The organism is Acidobacteriota bacterium (assembly GCA_016700075.1).
Classification (GTDB): Bacteria; Acidobacteriota; Blastocatellia; order Pyrinomonadales; family Pyrinomonadaceae; genus OLB17.
Genome location: CP065000.1, coordinates 2,082,940 through 2,107,270 on the forward strand (window position 1 = coordinate 2,082,940; position 24,331 = coordinate 2,107,270).

At 53.9% G+C, this 24,331-nt stretch carries 10 protein-coding genes and 1 tRNA gene; 5 read left to right on the forward strand and 6 right to left on the reverse strand.

Translation table 11 applies throughout. The features are described from left to right. Window positions 1-375 precede the first annotated feature (375 nt). Window positions 376-2,322: a winged helix-turn-helix domain-containing protein gene (locus IPM50_09440; GenBank protein QQS31903.1), complete on the reverse strand. Its 1,947-nt coding sequence runs from the start codon at window positions 2,320-2,322 to the stop codon at window positions 376-378. Window positions 2,323-2,733: 411 nt separating this feature from the next. Here IPM50_09440 and IPM50_09445 point away from each other — a divergent pair, with 411 nt between their 5' ends. Further along, complete coding sequence (locus IPM50_09445; GenBank protein ID QQS31904.1) at window positions 2,734-9,495, forward strand: carboxypeptidase regulatory-like domain-containing protein; 6,762 nt, start codon at window positions 2,734-2,736, stop codon at window positions 9,493-9,495. Between the two features lie 18 nt (window positions 9,496-9,513). On the opposite strand, the gene IPM50_09450 is transcribed toward IPM50_09445, so the two are convergent. The 3 genes from IPM50_09450 to IPM50_09460 all read right to left on the reverse strand — a co-directional run bounded on the left by IPM50_09450 (window position 9,514) and on the right by IPM50_09460 (window position 10,746). Then, window positions 9,514-9,599: transfer RNA gene (locus IPM50_09450), tRNA-Ser, on the reverse strand. Window positions 9,600-9,659: 60 nt separating this feature from the next. After that, entirely contained in the window at window positions 9,660-10,178 is a 519-nt protein-coding gene (locus IPM50_09455) for a TlpA family protein disulfide reductase (GenBank protein QQS31905.1), read from the reverse strand. 55 nt (window positions 10,179-10,233) lie between these two features. Beyond that, the gene (locus IPM50_09460; GenBank protein ID QQS31906.1) at window positions 10,234-10,746 is read right to left on the reverse strand and encodes a TlpA family protein disulfide reductase; all 513 of its coding nucleotides are present in this window, start codon (window positions 10,744-10,746) and stop codon (window positions 10,234-10,236) included. Between the two features lie 148 nt (window positions 10,747-10,894). On the opposite strand from IPM50_09460, the gene recF reads away from it, so the two are divergent. Next, window positions 10,895-11,998 (forward strand): DNA replication and repair protein RecF, encoded by a 1,104-nt coding sequence (gene recF, locus IPM50_09465; GenBank protein ID QQS31907.1) that lies wholly within the window; start codon window positions 10,895-10,897, stop codon window positions 11,996-11,998. Here the strand turns inward: recF and IPM50_09470 are convergent. Continuing rightward, window positions 11,995-12,720, reverse strand: a complete 726-nt coding sequence (locus IPM50_09470) for a hypothetical protein (protein ID QQS31908.1) — start codon at window positions 12,718-12,720, stop codon at window positions 11,995-11,997. The two genes, recF and IPM50_09470, sit on opposite strands and share 4 nt — an antisense overlap. 189 nt (window positions 12,721-12,909) lie before the next feature. Here IPM50_09470 and gyrB point away from each other — a divergent pair, with 189 nt between their 5' ends. Next, the gene (gene gyrB, locus IPM50_09475) at window positions 12,910-15,342 is read left to right on the forward strand and encodes a DNA topoisomerase (ATP-hydrolyzing) subunit B (GenBank protein QQS34496.1); all 2,433 of its coding nucleotides are present in this window, start codon (window positions 12,910-12,912) and stop codon (window positions 15,340-15,342) included. Window positions 15,343-15,435: 93 nt separating this feature from the next. On the opposite strand, the gene IPM50_09480 is transcribed toward gyrB, so the two are convergent. Beyond that, complete coding sequence (locus IPM50_09480) at window positions 15,436-17,325, reverse strand: winged helix-turn-helix domain-containing protein (GenBank protein QQS31909.1); 1,890 nt, start codon at window positions 17,323-17,325, stop codon at window positions 15,436-15,438. Between the two features lie 180 nt (window positions 17,326-17,505). On the opposite strand from IPM50_09480, the gene IPM50_09485 reads away from it, so the two are divergent. Beyond that, window positions 17,506-17,721: a hypothetical protein gene (locus IPM50_09485; protein ID QQS31910.1), complete on the forward strand. Its 216-nt coding sequence runs from the start codon at window positions 17,506-17,508 to the stop codon at window positions 17,719-17,721. Next, window positions 17,718-24,323, forward strand: coding sequence for a carboxypeptidase regulatory-like domain-containing protein (locus IPM50_09490; protein ID QQS31911.1), 6,606 nt, complete (start codon window positions 17,718-17,720; stop codon window positions 24,321-24,323). Before IPM50_09485 ends, IPM50_09490 begins: the two co-directional genes overlap by 4 nt. The last annotated feature ends 8 nt before the right edge of the window (window positions 24,324-24,331 follow it).

The window sequence follows — 24,331 nt, forward strand, 5'->3', positions numbered from 1 at the left end:
CCTTTATTTTGTCGATATTTCTACCGGCGCGCTTTGGATTTTATCGGGCGCGCTTTGGAACGTGCTTAGGACGCGCTTTGGATCTTGCATATTTTGGGCGTTCTTTACTCGAACCGCAGCTCATTCAGCCGCTATTGGATCGATATTGAATGCGTATTTACGGGCTTTTCAGCGACCGTTCTCCCTTCAAATCCAGTTCAGTAAATATTCTGAAACCGGAACCGCCAGATCGCCATCACTTCAGAAAAACTCCTGCGCCAGCCGCCATGCCAAATTATCGCCGTAAACCATTGACCCACGCGGACTTCCCCGCCACCGCCCCGCTATGTCCCGCTACGCCCCATTAACAGAACGTTCTAGAATCTTACAATTTATTCAGCTGAGCCCCATTTGACGAAGTATCTGTTGAAATTTGGGTTCAGTACGAAGGGACTCGAATGAGGGGTTGACAGCGATATTCTTAAACATAAAACCTTTTGAGCGGCCCGTCCGCTGAAGGTCAGAAAATGCCTGCAAAAGTCGAGTTGCCGCAACTTCGGCTCTGCCATTTGCGGCCTCATATCTCGCTAGGTCCAAATTCACCTTCACACGATCGTAAACATCGGTTGATCTTGCAAGCCGGAGTCGCTGGTTTCTGTACCCGGCCGCGGAAACCGCTTCCGGCCCACCCTTGAGAAAAAGCGCTTTCATCCTCTGACGATAAGAGCTCTGTTCCTCCGGCAGCAACATGTTGTGTTCAGCGATCGAGTATCTCAGGCGGTACTCAAAAGCATCCTCAATACGCCCGAGCCGAAACAATGATCGGCTCATGGCCAAATTCGCATACTGATGATCAGGATCGATCGCCAGAGCTTGCCGTGCAAATTCGACCGCTCTGTGATCATTGCCCGCAAAGTGGTTCAACTCCGCAAGATCGGCCAGAATGATCAGCGAAAGCGGGTCGAGTTCAATGGCTCTTAATAGATCAGATTCAGCTTCGGCAAAACGACCGCGCATCTTGAAATACTCGCCACGCCAGTGAAGAGCAGAGACCGAGTTCGGGTCGAGGTCGATCGCGCGAGAAAAAGAGACTTCTGCAGTTTCCCAATCCCATTCGTGATAAACGGCAAAGAAGCCGCGAACCGCGTGCGCGTCGGCAAGGTTCGGGTCGAGTCGAAGGGCAGTTTCGATAAGGGGAAGTGCTTTTTCAAAATTCCCGGGAGTCATCGAATACGCAGCTGCGAGACCCGCTTGAGCTGCAGCGAAGTTTGGATCCTTGTTTACGGCGCGTTCAAAATACGGAATACTCTTTTCCACATTCCATCCGCGAAGCCGCACGAGATGCTGACCCTTGAGATAATCATTATAGGCGGAAATATCGTCGGTCATCTTCGGTTTCAAACCGAGCGAAGGAGCCTGCTTTCCAAGAGAGTGCGAAAGCGCTGTCGTTAAACGGTCCTGCAGCTGAAATATGTTCGCGGCATCGCCGTTAAGCGAGCTGCTCCAAACCTGTAAACCGCTATGAGTTTCAAACATTCGCAAGTTGATACGTATTTTACCGCTGACGATCTGATACGTGCCGTCGATGACCCTATCTACGTCGAGCTGTTTTCCAATCGACACCGGCTCTTCTTGAGAATCTAGATATCTGCTGACGGCGTTTATCGACCTAACATTTAGGTCGCCACTGTTGTTTAGCGAAGTGATCAGCGAATCTGCGATCCCAAGTCGCAGCGCCTCGCTGTCGCCATCGCCGCCTGCCGATCGGAGCGGAAGTATGGCAATGTTTTGAATCGTATTTTCACTGACCCCGGACGCCGTTTTCAAAGGATTCCAAAAGTACACAATGCCGACAAGAACGAAAAGGGACGTGCAGATCGCTGCCGCTGTGCCTCGGCGAAACGACGGCCGGCGAAAGAGAGCCCGGCCCGTCTCGGGTTCGTAAAGTTCTGAATCGAAAGTGATCCGCTCCATCGAAAGCCGCTCAACAAGGATCGGCTGTTCGCTGATATGGATGGTTTCGTTTACATCTGCAATGAACCGGTAACCTTCGCGCGGAACCGTCTGGATCAGTTCGTCGGGACCGGCAATTGCAGAAAGTGTTTTCCGCAGCAAGGAAACTGCCACCGTAAGATTCGAATCCTCGACAAAGGCTTCATGCCACACCTTCGACATCAGTTCCTCACGCGAAACAGTCTCGCCGCGGCGTTCGAGGAGCACCTTAAGCGTCTGTAGGGATTTCGGCGGCAGCTGAACGGGCCCGTCGTCGCATTCAAGCGAGAGACGAGTGGAATCAAAATGAAAAGGGCCGAAATCGTAGCACCGCTTTATTTCACTTGCCATTACCGCACCTTTAGAAAACTTTAGAAAAACTTAGATAGCCATTTAGGACATATCATCTCCTGCCTTGGTAAAACTGCTAAACGATTGAAGTTTAGACGGATTCTAGCGCGGATTTTGGTGCAGAGGCAAGAAATTCTTATGCGTCGACTGATGGTGCTTACACGTGAGACCCGGGAGTTTCAGGTCATAAGGCAAAAGAGTAAATGGGCCTTGGGACTCTGCGACGTTTGTAATGCCGAGGTTCGGTGGCTTTCAACGAAGGAAGTGGTCGCGCTCACCCGTTTGAGTGAGCGCGAGGTTTTTCGAATGGCCGAAGCGGGTGAATTTCACAATGTGGAATCCGCAGATCGGTTTATGCAATTTTGTTTCGCATCTGTTATGCGGTGCGGTTGAGCTTTATGTGAGGTAGTAATGAGAAACAAGTTTCAAAAAGGCACGACACGAGGGATGGTCATTTTCTGCATTTTGGTGCTGTGTGCGGTCGCGGCGACCGGTCAGACATGGGACGGCGGCGGGCCGACAAACAACTGGTCCGATCCGCTCAACTGGTCAACAGACGCCGTTCCCAACACGGGCGCGAACGTAACATTCAATACCACGAGCACGAAGGACTGCGTTATCGATGTAAACATTACTACCGGCACCTTTCTGATCGACACGGGCTACACCGGGACCATCTCACAGGGATCTTCCACCATTCAGCACAACGCCGGATTCACGCAGCGAGACGGAACTTTCAGTGGCGGCTCTGCGGCGCACCGTTTCAACGGCTCTCGCACGTTTACAGCAGGTAACTTTACCGCGACAAGCGGCACAACGATCTTTCGTGTTAGCGGTACGGCCGGCTCGACCACACTCACGGTTGATGCGGAATGGGTCTTCGATCCAAACAGCGGCACGATCGAGATCGAGGGTCCCGGCTCCGGTGGGTCGTCTGTAAATGTGAGTGGTACTGCAACAGAACTGATCGTTCATAACCTTGTTATAAACTCTGACGCAAATACCGTTGGTCTGAGCATGGGAACCAGCGGCAGCCGCGTCTGGAACATTGCCGGCACACTTCACCTTATCAACGGCGTTATCAATGGGAACGCTGACCGCAGGATCCGCACCGAAAACGCCGTGCTGATAGATGCGGCATTTGATGGCGGAAGCACCTTCCTAGAACTCGTCGGAAATCTCGAACGGGTCATAACGATCCCGGCCGGAGCCGATATGCCAAACCTGATAGTGAATGCCCCGAACACGACAATAAATACGTCCGGAACCGGCTCGTCGGGCTTGCGCTCGCTCGACCTACAAGGCGTGGCCTTGATGACGAACGGGAGCGTTGATCAAACATTCAGCGGCACGATGACAATTGCAAGCAATTTCACACAGGGTTCCGGATCGCTGACCTTCAACGGAAGTTTTACCCAAACCGGCGGACTATTCACCGGTGGAACCGGGACGATCGACATGAATGTTTCGCGGACGTTTTCCGGCGGAACATTTGTCTCGACCTCCGGAGAGTTGATATTCACTACCAGCGGCACCCCAGGATCTCAAACGCTTGTGATCAATGAAGGTTGGGCTTTCGACCCGAATGGTGGAACTCTAACGTTCGACGAGGTCGGCAGCAATCCGGCTGTCTCGGTCTCGGGCACGGCAACGAATCTTAACGTCAACAACCTTCGCATCGCTGCGCTCACCGCAACCGGCGGGCTTTCTATGGGCGGAACAGATACGCGGATCTGGACCGTTGGCGGCCAGCTTCATCTGGTCAATGGCGTGATCAACGGTGCTGTCAGCCGCTTTCTCCGCGCTGAGGGCAACGTATTGATCGAAGCCGGTTACGACGGAGGAAATGTACCGATCACTTACGCAGGCTCCGCCGAACAGAACTTCGAAAACCTGGGCGGGAATCATCCAACCGGTGCGGTCACAATCGATAAGTCCGGCGGAACGCTGAACCTACTTTCCGATATGAACCTGAGTAACGGAACTGCCGGATTCGCGCTTACGAACGGAACGATCTCAACAGGTGATTTCGCAGTTCTCTCCGGAACCAGAGCGATAACCCGCACGAACGGCTACATAATCGGTGATCTTGACCGACGGATCAATTCAATCGGCGTTCGCGAATATCCGGTCGGGACCGGAAACGGCTTTTCACCTGTCACGGCAAATATCACCGTTCTCGGAACAAATCCGACGCAACTACGCATCGGGGCGAAACAGGGATCTCATCCCCGACTTGACGCGACGTCAGCATTAGGTCGGTATTGGCCGATCACAGAGACGGGAAACGTAACAGCAACGCTGACATTCAACTATTTCGACACCGATGTTCATGGCAATGAAACGGACTACCGCCTCCATCGCGTTGCAACAAGCGAGCTACAGATATTCCAACCGCCGCAGGCGACGATAGACACCACGGCGAATACCGCGACGGTCACCGGCGTAACTGAGTTTTCTGATTGGACTCTCGCAGAGGTAGGCCAACCGGTCAGCATTTCTCCGTCCGGCGGTACTTTCGTTCCGGGCTCAGTTATAAATTTTTCCGCCGTCGCCGGCTATCCGCCGTATACATTTTCGATCATTCAGAACAACTCCGGTGCGTCCTTCGATTCGCAGACCGCGACCTACACCGCTGGAAACACGATCGGCGCTCAAGACGTTATCCGCGTAGCAGATTCTTTCGGCTTCTTCTCTGACGCGACGATCACCGTTGACATTATCCCGACGCGGCTTGTCATCACCCAGCAGCCCGTTAGCACAACTGCAGGCCTGACACTGAACACCATCACCGCGGAACTTCAGGACGACGCAGGCAATCGCGCCGCTACGGCTGCGAACTCGGTCACGATCGCTTTCGCAGACAATCCGGGCGGCGCCACTCTGCTCGGGACAACTACTCGAAACGCCGTAGCGGGCATTGCGACCTTCAACGATATTTCGATCCAGCGAGCCGCCGAGGGCTACACACTTGCTGTCTCTTCCACCGGGCTAACCGGCGCCACGAGCAACGCTTTCAACGTCGCCCCCGGAGATCCGAATCAGCTCGTCTTCACCGTTCAACCCTCCGACACCGATGTTTCTGCCGATATCGAACCGGCCCCCCAGGTCGTTGTCCGTGACCAGTTTGGGAACACCGTCGATACGGTTGACCTCGATCTAACGATCTCGATCGCATCGAATCCGGGTTCAGCAACACTCTCAGGCACGTTAACCCGACAATCTGATGGTGGGGTAGCGACCTTTAACGGATTGTCGCTCGACCGCGCCGGAACAGGATACACACTGGCGGTTAATGGAAGCGGACTCGAAGTTGAGAGTGATCCTTTCAATATTTCGGCGCCGATCTTGCTTGTTACAACAACGGACCCGACCGGTCCCGGGTCACTTTCCGAGCAGATAAACATTGCAAATCAGCGTCCGGGCCCGGACGTGATAAATTTCGCGATCCCAGGCAACGGTCCGTTCACTATTCCGGTGGCTTTCACCGGGCAGATTCCCATGGTTACGGACCCGGTCTCGATCGACGCGACGTCCCAACCCGGTTATTCCGGGATCCCCCTTGTCGAATTGGACGGCCCGAGCGATCCGGGAAGCGTGACGCTGTTCATCGATGCGGACAATGCCGAGATCCGCGGCTTTCTCATTAATACTCGGGGAACGGCGGTCTTCATCGGTTCGGGCCGATCTGGCATCACAATCAAACAAAATCGCATCGGGTTGGATCATGGTGGTGAGTTATCCCAAATCACACCCTTTGTTGGCATTCAGGCATTGAATACATCAAACCTGATCATCGGAGCCTCGGGGGAAGGCAATATCATCGCAGCATCAGTGGGTATTTCCCTCAACGCGATCAGTAATTCGATCTCGGTCAAGGGAAATCTGATTGGGACCAACGCAGCGGGTACGATCGGACTCGGAGGAGACGCCCAGGTTGGCCTGAGCGCCCCAGGCATAAACCTTCAGTCTCAGCTATTCAATTCTCAGATCGGCGGTACGGGCCCGGGCGAGGGAAACCTCTTCTCTGGGCACAGGGTGGGTTTGTCCATCACCGGGGACAACAACGTCATTGAAGGAAACAAGTTCGGAACGGACCACTCCGGTACATCGCCTATCCAATATCGTTCGCCCTCATCGCCCAAGAATGCGATATTACTATTCGGTAATCACAACGCAATAGGAGGCAATTCTCCGGAGTCCGGGAATACGTTCGCCTTCCTCGACCTGCCGGTACGTGTAGCCGGACTGGTGAATGGTCGAACCGCTTCAGAGGGAAACTTGATTCGGCATAATTCATCCCACTCGAGCGGTCGAGGTTTACCGGAATTCATTTTCCTCCAACCGGGATCCTATAACAATGATCCGCTTGACGCTGACGAAGGGCCCAACTGGCTTCAGAATCATCCGGTCCTAACATCGGCCGTACTGACCGGAACCGGCACTCGGATCGTCGGAACGTTCAGCAGCGAGCCCTCCGAGAACTACGTCATCGACTTTTTCCTGAGTGACGTCTGCAGCATCGGCTTCGGAGATGCAAAGGAATTTCTCGGATCAGTCGAGGTAACGACCGACGCCGGTGGGCTCGCTGCCCTCAGCCACGAACTGCCTTTAGTTGTTCCTGTCGGGAAATCGATCACGTCCCTCGCGACCGACTCTGAGAACAACACATCTCAGTTGTCTGGGTGCAGGCTGGTGGCACAGAATACCGCTACTATCTCAGGCACGATCTCGGATTCTTCTGGGCCGTTGAGTAACGTGTCGGTAGCTTTGACCGGCGGCCGCTCGCTGACAACGGTAACTGACTCGCAGGGTAATTATTCGTTCACAGATCTTCCAACGGACGTGAACTATTTGGTGAGCCCGGCGCGAGCGACGTATGAATTCACTCCGCCGAGTCGGTCATTCGTTAACCTTCTTTCAGACCAACCGAATTCAAACTTTACAGCCCAAAAAACCAGCTTCCGCATCACGGGAACGGTAGGCCGACTTGGCGGCGTAACAATGACATTGGCGGGCACTGCGAACCGAACCGCCGAAGCCCACCCCGCAGGCACGTTCAGATTCGACGAACTCGCGGCAGGAAATTACACGCTTGCGCCATCCAAGCCGGGATATACATTCACTCCGGCCTCGGTCAACGTTGCTCTCACGACCGAAGATGCCAGCGCGGAATTCTCCGCCGCTAGCATCCTTAGCCAGTTGACGGGCAGATTCTATTTCACAGAACCATCAGGGGCATCCACTGTTAACCTTAAATCGGTCCAGGCGGATGGCCGCGGATTGGTAACATTATTCACGAACCAGCCACTGCTGTTTCCGGCCGCATCGCCAGACGGACGGACTATTTTTATGTCGGGTGCGATCTCGGGGCTTCAGGGTATCTATTCCGCAAACTTCGACGGCACCAACCTCGTACGGAGAACATCGCCACCTGCAAACCAGTCGGATGGATTCCCCGGTGTATCTGCCGATGGGGCGAGAGTAGCTTTCATCAGAACGAATACGACAGGCGACTCCAGAGAGATCCGAGCTATGGCGCCGGACGGTTCGGACCAGACTCTGATCTCACAAACTGAGATTCCTTTAAGGTTCACCTCTTGGAATGCAAACGGCCTTGCCATCGCGTCGGTCGCCGCGGATCGACTCAGGATCATTTCAACTGCCGGGAGCATCGGCACTTTCGGACCCATTTTTGGAATGCCAAGATGGTCTCCGGACGGGACTCGAATTCTGAGTCGGAGCGGCGGTTTGGTGGGCAACGGTTCCGATCTGTTCACTTTTGATACAGTGAACGGGGACAGTATCTTTCTTGGCCTAAGCGATTTCTTCGTCGTTCCGTTCGGGTACGGGTGGTCACCCGATGGACAATTTGTAAATTACACGAGATTTAATAACTCGAATTCTAGCCATGAGCTTGTAGTGACGCCCTCGAATAGCGTCAACAAGCTGGTTGTATTCTCACAGTCCCAACAGAGTTCCTTCAAAGGCATCGACTGGGCCCCGACGCCAAATGCAAATGTGCCGCAGAGTTTCGGTGCCGCACAGTCGTTTACGCTTGGCGGTGTTACGGTAACATTTGCAGATGTCCAGACCGAGGGAGAACTGACAGTCGATCCGATCGCGCCGAACTCACTTGGCTTTGCGCCGGACGGATACGCGTTCACGAATGTCGGCTACGACATTCAGACGACCGCTACATTCACACCGCCGGTCGGCGTTTGTATCGAGGTTCCCGAGAATGTTGCCACGACCGAAGCACGCTTTAACCGCCTCGCGATACTTCACAACGAGAACGGCTCGCTTGTTGACCGCACGACGACGCGGGAGCTTGCGACACGGACCGTTTGCGCTGAGACGAACGGTCTTAGTGAATTCGTCGTCGCCGAACAGATCGACCCGTCGCTCGCATCCATCACCGGCCTTGTAGTTGATTCGAACGGCGAGCCGATGGTCAATGTCTCGGTACGAATGACCGGCGCAGAGGAGCGATACGTCGAAACCGATGCTGAAGGACTGTTCACATTCCCGAATCTCGAAAACGGGGCCAACTATGAAGTTCAGGCCCGCGAATTCGGTTATATATTCGACGAATTCAGCAAGATATTCATTAGTGTTTCCGGTGAAGAGACGGTCGTCTTCACAGGCACTGAATCATCGCGCACGATTTCGGGGCGTGTTGTGGACGGGGTCGGTTTCGGTCGAGCGGGTGTAAATGTATCGCTCTCCGGCGATAAGATCGCAAATACAGTCACTAATACCGACGGCATTTTTGTGTTTGAAGAACTACCCGCCGATGGTTCTTATACAGTCACTCCCACAGATGTTCTCGGAAGCGTCACTCCGGAAGAGATCATCGTTTCACCACTCCTTACCGACACTTTGGGCCTCGAATTCGAGCTGCTTGGCCCGACCGCCGCAAGCGTATCGATCAGCGGCCGTGTTATTGATCCGGATGGTCGCGGCGTGGCTCGGGCGGCAATTGGCTTGACGACGCCGGATGGCAATACGCGTTCGGTGATGTCGAATGGATTCGGCTATTTTTCCTTAGATGGCATAGCCGCGGGTTCGAATGTGGTACTGACGGTGCGGCACAGGCGATTGCGTTTTGAACCAAGGGTTCTCCACGTATCAACCGATGTGGACGATCTCGTGATCTTGGGGTCGTGGTGATAGCTGGTTATTAGAAAGTGGCGGAGAGGACAGGACTCGAACCTGCAAGCGGTTACCCGCGGTAGTTTTCAAGACTACTGCCTTACCAATTAGGCTACCTCTCCGCGAGGTAAACTCTGAATATACCTAAACCGCTGCGGTGAAACAACCTAATTCACGGAGTATCAGCCGGGAAACTGTCTTTTCAGCTCAGCCTTCACGGCTTCGATACCCTTAATGCCGGGGGCTCTCGTGATGATCCGTCCATCTCGGTTGAGCACGATATGCATTGGGAAGGGCATACTCATACTGCCGCTTTTGTCCGGCGTGCCGAATTTACCGATGATGATGTTGCCGGCATCAGGGAGAACCTTGTATTTGAACGGGTTCTTCGCCAAAAACTTTGTGAGGTCGGTCTTGGTGCTTGCTGCCGGAGCGAGGAAAACAACATCCTTTCCCTGATAGGCGTCGACCAATTGATTAAGGAGCTTTATTTCGGCCAGACAGTTCGGGCAGTTAATGAACCATAGATTGAGAACGACAACCTTGCCGCGGAAATCTCGGATATCCAAGCGATTCCCATTCATGTCGGCGGCCGTAAATATCGGCTCACTCGGATCGGAAACAAACGGTGATGAGGGCTGGGCGGCTGCGGCTGCGGCAAAGATCGCCAAAGCGGCGATCAGAATGATAACTTTTCGCATGCCCACCTTATAGTGTTAAACGGCAGCGATGTCAAGATTTGCGGGCCTTGTTGGACTATTTGGCGAGATCGCGGTCGATGGCGCTTCGCAGTTGCTCGATCTTGTTCCAACCGCTTCCTCTGAAACGAACCCGGCCATCGGTCCCGATCACAAAATACGAAGGAAAACCCATTTCAATTCTACCCTTACCATCGTTATCGGCGTATTGCATTACTAGGCCAAAGCTGTTCGGAAGTACACGAGAAGCGATCCGGTTCGACCGCAGAAATGCCTTGATGCGGTCTTCCTGTTCCATCGAGGGCGACAGGAAGTTGACATTCTTGCCGCGATACTCGTCGATGAGCTTATTCAGGTGGGGGAACTCGTGTCTGCAGATCTCACACCTTGTAGACCAAAAGGTGATGACCACGACAGACCCGCGAAGGTCGTTAAGTTCGAGCGCGTTTCCGTTGATATCTGTCGCAGAAAATCCGGGAGCTTCGGCACCGACGTTTATTCGGTTTTGACCAATAGCCGGGATTACGGAGCATACCGCCAGCAGAACCAATATCGGAAATAAATTTCTCATCGCACGTATCGGGCCGACCGATGTTAAAGGATGTAAAACACCCTAATTAAAACAAAGTGATAATACACCATTGTTTCAGCGAAGCTCTCAGAAAAAAATCACCGTTGCGGCTAAAAATTCTCAGTTTGGGAAATGCTAGAATCTTCGGGTGATTGTTGAGTCCGTATCGGCGACCGATCTGCGAAACCTGCGAGGAAGCATCTATCTGCGGCCGGGCCTCAACATACTGCTTGGGCCCAACGGCGAGGGAAAGACCAATTGGCTTGAAGCGATATTCATCTCGGCCTCGGGCCGCTCGTTCAGAACATCAAAACTTGGTGAAAGTATCCGATTCGAGCATGAAGCTGCTTCAGTAAGTGCAGAAGTTCGCGAATCCGCGGAGGTGCTCAGAAAACTCGGCGTAGGCATCGTTGAACGAGGTAAGCAACTTTTCATCAATGACAAGAAAGCGAAACCGAACGAATACGCAGGCAACTTGAGCGTGGTGCTTTTCAATTCCGATGAGCTGGAGGTCATCAGGGGCGGCCCGGACGCCCGCCGCCGCTTCATGGACGAGGGGATCGAAGGCCTTCATCCCCCGTTCAGAAAGGTATTTTCAGATCATCAGCGAGTGATCCGCCAAAAGAACGCACTCCTGGCAAAGGCATTTGACGCCGGTTGGGGAACCGATCAGATCCGCGATGCTTTGCAGCCTTGGAACGAGCAGCTGATAGAGCTGTCGGCAAAGATACATCGGGCACGCGTCAGGTTCGTCGAAAGGCTTTCGGGTGTGCTTGAAAAGCGGTTGTTCAGCCGTGAGGACGTTTCGCTGCGCTATCGTTCGTCACTCGAAGGAAAGGGCGATCTGGATAACTATGCCGGATTGATCGCCGAAAGGCTGGACCTGCGGCTGGACGCCGAACTTGCCGCGGGGCATTCGCTGATAGGGCCGCATCGCGACGATCTTGAGATACTGTTCGACGGAAAAGACATACGAAAATTCGGCTCGTCGGGCCAGCAGAGGAGTGCCCTTCTGCTTTTGCAATTAGCTGGCATCGAGGTGTTCAATGCAACTCGCGGCGAATATCCCGTATTTCTGATCGATGATATCGATGCAGAACTGGATTATCGACGTATCGGGAAGCTGCTGGAATACCTTCACGGAAAGACGCAGACGATCGTTACGACGTCAAAGGAAAGCCTCATCGACCGTTTCGGTGATGAGGCAAATGTCATCAGAATTGAAGGCGGAGCGGCCCGCGGGCCGGCTTAGGGTTTTCTGCCCGACGTGTCCTTCTTTACAGCGCTCAATAGCCTGTCGGCCACATCCTCACCGATCTTGCTCAGCGAGTCGATGTCCATTATCGCGGGGCCGGCGGTCGTGCTGCCGTCCGGCAGCCGCACATTCGGACGGGCATTTACAACTCGTCCGGAATTGTCCCTGAATACCTTTTCGTTGTTGGCGGTTTGAAACTGTCCCTGCGGGGACCTTTGCTCCTCGACCTCTCCCTGCGAAATGACACGGTTAGAGGCAGGTGGATATACCTGATATTTCAGTGTAAGGCGTTCCGGCGCTGCGACCTTGGTCCTGGACGTCTCGGCGGCGTCTGTGATCGCTGAGAATTGTAGCCAGATCGTATAGCGGTTTTGCTCCGCCATCGCCAGGTCCAAAGCTCTTGCGCGATCTGCCGCATCGTTTACGGCGACCTCATTCACGACCTCCATCGAAGTTACTTTCTTCTTGCGGAGCCTTTCGATGAACTTTTTCCACACCACACCTTGAGCCGCCGTTCGATTTGACGGTTCGACCTCCGGCGAAAAGATCACAATAAGAACTCCGGGAGCGTCGGTTTCACGCAAGTTCGCAACCGGGCTTCCCTGTGCGACTGCCGAATTAGAAAGGATCACCATCGCGAAAAGTGACACAAGAACCGATGTTAATAGACGGCAATTTGCCCGTGAAAGTACCATCACTGGGCTATAGGTGAACTTCATAAAACCACTCCGTTTGCCGATGAATGACCGAATAACCGTAGTATATCCGAGGGTATCCGGCAAAAGCAATGAAATACACTGCGAAAAGGCCTGCGGGCGTTATCAAAGAGGGCAAAAAAATGGTATAATTTGCGAATAAAAGTAGCTGATTTTATATGCATTTACGGCATTTTGGTCAGTCGCTGAATAATCAGAGGTTTACAGGATTTGGCAAAGGCAAAAACAGAATACGGTGCGGATGCGATCACTGTCCTGGAAGGGCGTGACGCGGTCAGAAAACGACCCGCGATGTACATCGGCTCGACCAGCGATCTAGGGCTGCATCATTTGGTTTATGAGGTCGTCGATAACTCGGTAGATGAGGCCCTTGCGGGCTTCTGCGACACGATCGAGGTCACGATCCACATGGATAACTCTATAACCGTCGTGGACAACGGACGAGGAATTCCGACCGACATTCACAAACAGGAAGGCCGTTCAGCCGCGGAGGTCGTGATGACGGTGCTGCACGCCGGGGGCAAGTTCGATTCGAATTCTTACAAGGTTTCCGGTGGTCTGCATGGCGTAGGCGTCAGCTGCGTTAACTTTTTGAGCGAGTATCTTCGGCTTGAGATCTGGCGCGATGGAAAGACGCACGAGATGGAATTCGAGGCCGGCATACCGGTCGCGCCGCTGAAAGAGACGGGCACCACCTCAAAAAGAGGCACAAAGATCACTTTCAGGCCCGATTCAAGCATTTTTGAAACGACGGTTTACAGTTTCGAAAAGCTGTCCGAAAGACTTCGGGAGAAGGCGTTTCTGAACAAGGGCATTCGCATTCATATAAAGGACGAGCGCGAGGAACCGGAAAAGTCGCACGAATTCTACTACAAAGGCGGTATTGCCGAGTTTGTAAAACACTTGAACCGCAACAAGGCCCCGCTTCACGACGAGCCTCTATATTTTGAACAGACCTCGGACGATCTTTCGATCGAGGTATCGATGCAGTACAACGACAGCTACGACGAGAAGATCTTTTCGTTTGCCAACAACATCAATACGGTTGACGGCGGAACTCATTTGTCAGGCTTTCGCGGTGCTATCACGCGTACTATCAACAATTACGCTGAAAGCTCCGGCCTCATGAAGAACGCCAAGGTCGCTCTTTCGGGCGATGACGTGCGAGAAGGACTCGTCGCAGTTATCTCTGTAAAGATCCCGCAGCCGCAGTTCGAAGGACAGACAAAGGGCAAACTCAATTCGCCGGTGAAAGGCCCGGTCGAGTCATTCCTAAATGAAAAGCTCGGCGAGTTTTTCGAGCAGAATCCTTCGGTCGCGAAAAAGATCGTCGGAAAGGCTGTTGACGCCGCCCGTGCCCGCGAGGCCGCCAGAAAGGCACGTGAGATCGTGCGAAAATCGGCGCTTGGTACGTCAACGCTGCCCGGGAAGCTCGCAGACTGCCAGGAGAAGGATCCGGCTCTCTCTGAGATATACATCGTCGAGGGTGATTCCGCCGGAGGCTCGGCAAAACAAGGCCGCGACCGAAAGAATCAGGCCGTTCTGCCTCTAAAGGGAAAGATCCTTAACGTCGAAAAGGCACGTTTTGACAAGATGCTCGGCCATGGCGAGATCAAGGCCCTGATCACGGCTCTGGGGACCGGCATCGGCAAGGACGATTTCGATATAAACAAACTTCGCTATCACAAGATCTGTCTGATGACGGACGCTGATGTTGACGGCTCGCACATTCGCACGCTGCTGCTCACGTTCTTTTACAGGCAGATGCCCGAGCTGCTCGAGGGCGGATTCGTCTATATCGCTCAGCCGCCGCTTTACAAGGTAAAGCGGGGCAAGAAAGAGGAATACATCAAGGACGAGAAGGCAATGTTCCGCTATCTGATGCGGATGGCGACCAACGACCTGAGCCTGCGTTCGGCAGATCGGCTTATCGAAGGACGCGAGCTTTCAAAGGCACTTGAGCAGACGACGGAACTCAAGAATTACACCGAACGGCTGACGCGCCGCCTCTCGGGTGATGAACTGCTCGTCACATCGCTCCTGGAGGCATTTGGCGGACGTGACGGCGTGGTTACAAAAAGCTCATTCCGAATGAAGAAGATATTCGGCGACCAGGATCTGATGGCGGAGGTCGAGGCAAAACTTCGTGACGCCGGCTTCAATACAGATCTGGTAATGGACGACGAACACAGCTTGTGGGCGGTAGAGGTGGCATATGCGAACGGACAGCGTGTGCGTGTGGATTGGAATCTGGCGAGCTACGTCGAATTTCAAAAGGCCGTTGAGCTCAAACGCGATCTTGAGGTCAGCTTTCCCGCTCCTTTCGTGCTTGGCGAGAACGGCCGCAGCGAAGAGCTTTCGTCACGCGAAGACCTGCTCGAAAAGATAATGTCTCTCGCGAAAAAAGACCTAACCATTCAGCGTTACAAAGGACTGGGCGAGATGAATCCGGAGCAGCTTTGGGAAACCACGATGGATCCGGAAAAGAGAACGATGCTGCAGGTTCGGATCGAGGACGCGGTCGAGACGGACGGACTTTTCACCGTGCTCATGGGCGATCAGGTCGAACCGAGGCGTAGGTTCATCGAGGATAACGCACTTGATGTGAAGAATCTCGACGTGTAACGGCACATACGTGGAGTCTGTGAACGCAGGGGAGGGTTTAATACCTCCTCTGCGTTTTTCTATGTCGAAGAGAAGATCAGAAATGCGAGAGCATTACGCCAAACGCATCTTTGCGAGAAGCTCTGTAAAGCGGGGAAAAGACCGAAGCCCTGCAAATTCGGGTTCAACCTTGAGCCAGACCATTCGATCGTCGCGTTCCCGCAGACAGTGTTCGAGCAGGTCCATGGCACGTTTGTAATTGCCGAATTCAGCTTCGACAACGGCAAGCCTATACGCAGCTTCGGGGCGGTCGGCGGCGCGTTTCATCAGGTTTTCCACGAATGGGGCCGCTTCATTCGGACGGCCGAGCTTCTTCAGCGACATGGCGGCCAGCATCGCCCCATAATCTGAGGTCATTTTCCCGCCATTTTCCGCGGTTCGTTGGCGAAACATCTCAACCACCTCGGCGAACTGTCCGTTTCGATAGAGAGCGAGCATCCGCACACGCCATTGCCGCGCCGGATCATCTTCCAGCGACTCTGCCTTTTGAGCAAGAGATGTCAGGCGGTCAAGATCACCGCGGTATTGAGCTATCGACACATAGTTCGTAAGAACGGACCGCGAAAGCGGTTCAAGCTCGCGGGCTTTTTCGATCTGGATGACCGCCTCATCCAATCGTCCGAGCGAGGTCAGAAGCAGGGCATACCACTGCCGTGCCGTGACGTAGTTCGGATCCGCATCGATGGCCAGCCGAAAGTGTTTTTCCGCTGCTTCCCAATCCCATTCATGTGTACGCTTGACCCATGCAAGCGACGTGTGTGCGTTGGCGGAATTCGGATCTATCTCGAGCGCCTTTAGTGAGTATTCCTTTGACGCACGGTAGAGTTCATCGCGAAGCACACCTGTCTTTAGATTCGCCTGAAGGGCGTAAACGTCCGCGATCCCGCTATAGGCGGCCGCAAATCGCGGGTCGAGCTCAACTGCCCTTCGAAAATCCACGAGCGCCTGCTCGTATAATTCGGACCTGCGTTTGTCCAGCAGATATCTTCCGCGCAGATATGCTTCAAATGCTTCGGAATTTTCTGTCGGATGTTTGAGAGCCTTTGGGTCAAGGTTTCGGAACAGTGCCATCGCTGTTTCATGCGATATCTGGTCCTGAAGCCGAAAAACGTTACGAGCATCCTCGATGATCGTTTTCGACCATAATTGACGGCCGTCATTGACGCTAAGCAGCCGAAGCCACATGCGCATTTCCCCGGCGTCCTGCTGGAGCACGCTCTCAAGGACCGCATCTACCCCGAGCTCACGCCCGGTGGCGACCAATTCGATTTGGCTGCCCGGCTGCTTAAGCTCAGCCTCGTAAAACGAGACGCGAAATCCCTCGATGCTGCCCAAATGAGTGACCAACGATTCTGTAAGGCCGTGCGCCCGAATGCCTGTGGCTTCGTCGCCAGCAATAACTCTGACGGGAAATACTGCGATCGAGCTGATGGAAGCGGGACTTCCAAAACCGTTGTAACCGATAAACGCCGCTCCGATCGCAAAGACCAGCAAAAGGCCGACAGCCGCGACCGCGTACGGCCTTGAGAAGATCGCTAATGAAGAAATCGTGGGAGTTTCGACCTCTTCGACCAGCGTGCTCGACACTGACCGCCGCTCGATGACAATGTCGGCCGGCGTCTCCGTTTCGACCGGAACGGTAAAGCGATAACCGCGTCGCGGTACAGTCTGTATGAATCCACTTTCTCCAAACTCTTCAAAGGTGCGTCGGAGGCGATAGATGTGCTGCGAGAGATTGCTTTCCTCAACAAAGGCATCCTGCCAAACGCGGTCCATCAGCAATCGCTTTGACACAACCTCATTGCCGCTTTCCGTTAGGACACAAAGTATCTCGACCTCTTTAGGCGGCAGCGGAACGAGCTTTTCATCAGCCCAGAACACCTTGGATACGGCATCGAGCCGAAATCGTCCGAATCTGCGTAAATCATTGTTCTTCAACGACATAGTGATCGCTAACGCAACGTTGAGAAAAAATTGAAAGTTTCTTAAAGACTTTCAATTGGAATGAACCCTAGGATATCGCAGTCGCGGTTCCACTGGTCCTATGAATAACCGCCGCCGGCATTTACCCCTCCGCCAAATTGCCGGCCAAGCTTTTCCTTTAATGGCGCGATTTTAGACGAAATGCGTTCAAAAGCAAAGAAAATTCTTATCACAACCGAGACCGTCGAGACGATAACGATAAAGTTCACCCGATCATCTCGACCAGTGTCTGATGAGAACATCGGCCTTACCGTTCAGCCGCAGTATGAGGTACTTGCTGCCGTATCAGGAATGCTGTCTGATCTACAGACGCCTTCATATACCGCCGAAAATGAGATACCCGAAATAGAGCCATGAGAAAAAAGATTCACGTTATCGCAATATTTGTAATGTTAGCCGGGATCGCGGGCTCCGCGATGATCCTTAGGGTTACCATCCAACCTTCATCGGCTGCCGGCTCCGGCATGATCAACATCACGTGTCCGGGTTCCGAACGTATTTGGGACGGCGGCGGCTCGACCAATAATTGGTCCGAGGCGGCGAACTGGTGCAGCGACCAACTGCCTATCTCAGGTTCTGTTGTCCAATTCGACGGGACTAGCAGCAAGGATGCGCTGGTCGATTCAAATGTTTCGGTTACGACATTGAAGATCCTTCCTGCTTATTCAGGTACGTTGTCCGTCGCCGATCTCAATTCTATCGCGGCGGGCAACATTGAACAGGCGTCCGGCTCGGTAAGCATCGGCACCGGCTCGCTCTCCGTCGCCGGCAGCTACACGATGACCGGCGGCAGTTTCAACGGCGGCAGCGGGAGCTTGACCACCGGCTTTATCAGCCCGAGCGGCGGCACGTTCGACGTAGGAGGAGCCGTCCATAATGCTGCAAATATCGTAATGGGCGGCGGCCATATTGTCTTTACATCGGGGACAATGACCATCACGGGGAGCTTTTTCCGAAGTGCGGGGACGGGCGATTTTGACAACGGTACGATCATCGCTGCGGGCGGCCTGAATCAAAGCCTAGATGGCATCTACGGTAGTGTCAATAACCTTACCGTCAACAAACCCGATTCGCTGGGGATCAGTAGTGTCGGCACGGTCGCTGTACTTGGCACACTCTCACTCATCGATGGTATATATGGCGGGTCCGGAACGCTTGAGGCAAGAGGCCCGGTCGTCATTGAGTCCACGTTTGGAAACTCTACCGGCGGCGGAGGAGGTACGATCGCTTTGCGAAACGGAGCCGGACCGCGAACCGTTACGCTTCCCGCAGGTTCAAAACTGCCTGCTCTCGTAATTGATGATCCCCAAGTGTCGGTCAACACCGATGGTCCCGGCACGGTGAACCTTGACGACGTAACATTGAGTGCAGGAACTGTCGAGATCGGAAATACCGATCTGATCTTTGGATATACGACCGCCGTCTCAGGCTCGCAATATATTCAGACCGGCGGCACCTTCAATATCACTACGGGCAATGTGGTTTGGAACACCGCCGGAAATTTCAGTTTGAGCAACGGCACCTTCAACGCGGGTTCCGGAACCGTGGCCCTCGGCGGCGGGCAGTTCAGCCTTAGTGGCGGTACGTTCACACCGTCGACCGGATCGAACACCTTCGGTCTGTCGTTGAACACATCATTTAATCAGTCGGGCGGCCTTTTTGCTTCCGGAGCCGGATCGGTCGATGTCAATGGGGCCTTCAATCTCTCCGGCGGCACATTCAATGCGCCGTCGGGGAACATGTCTGTCGGCTTCAACTTTGACCACACCGCGGGCACGTTCAATCACAATGAGGGAACGCTGATCTTTGACAGCTCACATCCGGCATTTGGGCATAACCTGCCCGGAAATCCCGGAACAGGTCAGTTTCACAATTTGGTATTCGCACTTACGACGGAAAATGCGAGTCTGACTCTCGGCGGTGACACTTGGGTAGCGAGCGGCGACATAACGGTCAGTAATGGGCAGATCGGATTCGGTATTCTGCGGCCGGAGGGCAACTTCACGGTCGAATCCGGAGCGGACGGCGGCAATGCAGAGGTGCGCTTTTCAGGAACGGCGGCACAGGCATTTCAAAATAACGGCGGCGTCAATCCGACTGGCACATTTTCCGTCGATAAACCTACAGGCACTGTCACGGCAGCGTCGGACATGCTGCTTGGCACTTCGCAGGCGTTGAATATCGTATCGGGGGCTTTGTATCTTGCTGACGGCAGCGACCTGCGTTCAGGCAATCTTACAATTGGAACGAGCGGCCGGCTGGTCAATGATTCCTCCACCACCATTACTCTTGGCGGCAATGTGTCGAACAGCGGCCGCATAGACCTGCAGGGCGGCGGAGCGGACTGTCCGGGTGATGACCTGATCCTGATCCGCTCGAGTGTTTCAGGAACACAGCGGCAGTGGAACGGCTCCGGTGCATTCCGACTTGTTGATACCGATATTCAGGACATGGCGGGATCGGCGGCAATCACTGCGTTCAGCAGCACGAATAGCGGCAACGTAGGCGCCAACTGGACGTTCGACGGCGGCTGTCCTGCTTCTTTGTCCATCTCGCCCGAGACGGTCAGCCTTTACCGAAACCAGACACAGACCTTCACGGCAGGCGGCGGATTCGCGCCGCGGACATTCAGCTTCGTCCAGAATAATTCCGGCGGATCGATAAACTCATCGAACGGCCTCTATACCGCCGGCAACACGATGAACGTTACCGACACGATCCGCGTCACCGACGCTTTCGGATCCACGGCTGACGCGACGGTCAACGTCATTCCCGGCCCGCCGACGCGGCTTGTATTTAGCGTGCAGCCGTCCAACGGAAGTGCCGGACAGGCGATCTCACCGGCGATACAGGTAGCGGTACAGGACAATAACGGGAATACGATTCCCAATGCGACAAATGCCGTAACGCTGAATCTGCTCGACAATCCGGGCGGCTCTACGCTCTCGGGCACCATCACGAGAAACGCCGTAAATGGCATAGCGACATTCAACGACATCAGCCTGAACAAGGTCGGGAACGGCTACACATTCACTGCGGGTTCGAACGGGCTCTCGGGCGCTCTCTCAGAAGCCTTCAATATTGCCGCCGGTGCACCGGCTCAGCTCGTTTATGATCAACAGCCAACAAATGTGTACCCGGGCACCACGATTCAGCCATCTGTGAGAGTTGCCGTCCTTGATGCGTTTGGAAATTTGGCATCAAATGCAACGATCCCTGTAACAATTACTATCGAAACCAATCCGAATGGGGGAACCCTGGTCAATGGAGGCCCCCAAAACACAATAAATGGATACGCTACTTTCTCATGCAGGATCGAAGGAGCCCTGAATTTCGGATCCGGCTATACGCTTATGGCGACATCTCCGGGGTTGCCGACTGCGACAAGTCAGTCGTTTGACGTACTCTCTCCGTTCATCGTCGTGAATACTAACAATTCAGGATCGGGCTCTTTAAGGTCAGCAGTAGGATCTGCTAATGCAACTCCCGGACACCAGATAATTTCATTCAACATCCCCGGCGCTCCGCCGTATACCATAAACTACGTCGGGGTCGGCGATCCTATAACGATCACTGATTCCGTAACGATCGACGGCACGACCCAACCCAGCTACCCGGGCTCTCCGGTGATAGAAATAAATGGGTCGCAATATACCGCAATTAATGCAACCGCTCTCGTCTCTCAGAGTCCTAACAATACGATCAAGGGGTTGGCTTTCACCGGTTTCAGTTCGACTGCTCTCCGTATTGCCTCGAGCAACAACATCATAATCGGCAACTATTTTGGTCTGAGCCCTTTGGGAATTTCGGCCGGCAATCACACAGGGATCTCCGTAGGCTCGAGCGGAAACTTGATCGGCGGATCAGATCCGATGGATAGGAATGTCATCACAGGCAACAATGTTGGGATCAGTTTTTTTTCGGGAAATCAAAACAACATTGTAAAGGGTAACCTTATTGGCACCGCTCCCGATGGTATCGCGCCGATGCCGAATCTCGTCGGTATCTGGATGACATCCGGACAAAATAATATTATCGGTGGCACATCGTTCGGTGACGGCAATAAAATTGCCTTCAATACTCAGGATGGAATTCGGATCAATGCCGCATCAGCCCGTGTCAATGGTAACTCTATCCACTCAAATAACGGACCGGGAATAGATCTGCAACCATTAGGGGTCAATGGCAACGACAATTGCGATGCAGATACCGGACCAAATGGAAAGCAGAATTTCCCGGTCATCTCGTCGGTAAATCTGGTAGGCGGCGGAGCGCAGATCGAGGCATCACTCAACAGCACACCGAATCAGACTTTTACCATTGACTACTACGCAAATCCTGTCGCGGATCCGGCAGGCTATGGCGAAGGTAAAACGTGGATCGGTTCGCAGAGCGTTACTACAGGATCGAATTGTTCGACCGGCACATTTACGTTCAATGCACCTTCGGTACCGGCGGACACGACCAATATCACTGCGACGGCGACCGACTCGGAGGGCCGCACCTCAGAATTCTCACAGGCAAGAGGAGCTCTGATCTCGATCGCGGGAACCGTTCGTAAGGGGTCTAACGATCCGGTGTCAGGCGTTGCAGTGCAGCTGAGAAATACTATCTCATCGCCGATCATCCGCACTGCGGTAACGGATTCAGCAGGCAGATTTGTGCTAACAGGACTGAATCCCGGCAGCGATTATTTTGTCAGCATGACAAAGGCGAATCACACTTTCTCGCCGCCGACGCGGACCTATACGGCGCTCACGACAGCTGTTGATGATAACTACACGGCGAACGTAAATTATCTGACCATCAGCGGCAAGGTTTCGACGAACGGCGTCGGCGTTTCCGGCGTTACCGTAACTCTGAGCGGTACTGCAAGCCGGACCGCGACGACCGACAGCGCAGGCAACTATGCTTTCTCAAACCTCCTTGCCGGTATCTACACCGTCACGCCGTCGCGGACCGGTTTCACATTCACACCCGGCTCATCGACCCAGGCCGTTTCCAACAACACTACGTTCAATTTTGCGGCGGCCAATCAGATCACCGGGAAGATACTTCATTCAAACGGCGGCGAACTTCGAACTATGAATGCGGATGGCTCGGGGGTCGTCACTTTGGCGACCAACGGAAGTCCAAATAATATTTCCCATTCAGACCTCTCGCGGGATGGTTCGAAGGTCGCTTTCGTCGACCAGGCTGATGGCGTATTTACAATGAATTATGACGGCAGCGGGAAGACAAAGATCCGAACTCTTCCGGATGGCATTTTCATACAAGGACTAAAGTGGTCCCCGGATAAATCCCGTTTGGGAACTACCTGTCAGCAGGCAAGCATTAAAGTGTGTGCCCTCAATTCGTCATCCGGGACACTGACACAATACAGCGGACCAACTCCCGAGGTCTTTTATAATTGGTCAGGCAACAATTCCCTGCTCTTGCGGCGATTTGCGAGCGGCGGTGACCAGCTTTACCGGCTGGATCTGGCAAACAATAACAGACAGTTGCTGGTAAATAGGGGAGTCTATGACGCAGAAGAATCTTCCGACGCTTCTTTGCTAGCATTTCGGGATGCATCGGGGATCTGGAAAGCAAACATCGATGGATCTGGCCAACAGCAGACACCAAACCTGTCAGGCACCGGACAATTTAGACTTTCTCCGACCGGTCTACGAATTCTTTCAACAGAATACACCTCCGGATTTGTGATGCGTTCGTACGACCTATCGACGGGAACGGGCCAATTTGAACATGGCCCCGGCGGACACAGGTCTTGGGCGAATTACTATTCACAACCGGTCATTGCCGGTACAGGCGTCAACGCCGCGGTGGGCAATGTGTCGATACAGTTCGGCGGCATTCCATTTACGACCGATGGCTCGAGTGAAGTTTCCTTTGATGCGATCGCCCCGGAATCGCTCGGTGATGCGCCGTCGGGATATCGTTTTACACAGACCGGCTACGAACTCGACATCACAGGCACTTTTACGCCGCCGGCGACCGTCTGCATAACAATACCTGCTGAACGCTACGGCGCAAGTGCACAATTCCAACGGCTTCGGCTGCTGCATTTCACAGGCGGTTCGTTCGTTGACATAACTTCGCTGCCGAATAATGAGGCTGTACGAACGATCTGCGGTGATGCATCATCGCTGGGCGGTTTTGCAGTGGCCGAATTGATAGATCCCGCGATGCCTTCGATCGCCGGCCAGGTCGTCGATGAAAATGGCGAGCCCATTGCGGACCATCTCGTCGTGCTTAAGGGCGATGATGAGCGGATGACGCGGACCGACCACGAGGGCCTCTTCGCATTTACCAACTTGAACACAGGCGGCGGCTACAGCGTCGCACCCAATCAGCACGGGTATCTGTTCGATATTTCATCGGCCGGCTTTGACGATATTTCCGGCGAGAACACGGTCGTTTTCCGGGGCCTGGCGGCTCAATTCACGGTAAGCGGCAGCGTTAGAATGGGTGACGGAACGCCGCTCGCCGGGGTTGAGGTGACGATGTCCGGCGATGGCGAGCAGACAACAACGACGGATCCCAACGGTGAATATTCATTTGCCAACGCTGCGGCGAACAGTTCTTTCGAGATCACTGCACGTACAGCGGGCGGCACTCCGACTCCGGTGTCGATATTCGTCGCCCGGATCTCGAGCGATCTGATCGGTCAGGATTTCGTTCTCTTTTCGCCGACGGCGGCGAGCGTGTCTATCGGCGGCAGGGTCTTCGCTCCCGACGGGCGAGCTTTACGAAACGCGACGATCACAGCGACCGCTCCGGACGGCACGGTACGAACAGCCGTTACTGGCTCGTTCGGATATTTCAGGATCGAAGGGCTTGCCGCGGGATCGAATTACGCCGTGACGGTCAGCTCGCGAGCGTTCATTTTCGATAGCGTTTTCGTTTACGCGGACAGCGACCGCGACGATCTTGTTTTTAACGGAAGACCTCGCTAAAGGACCGT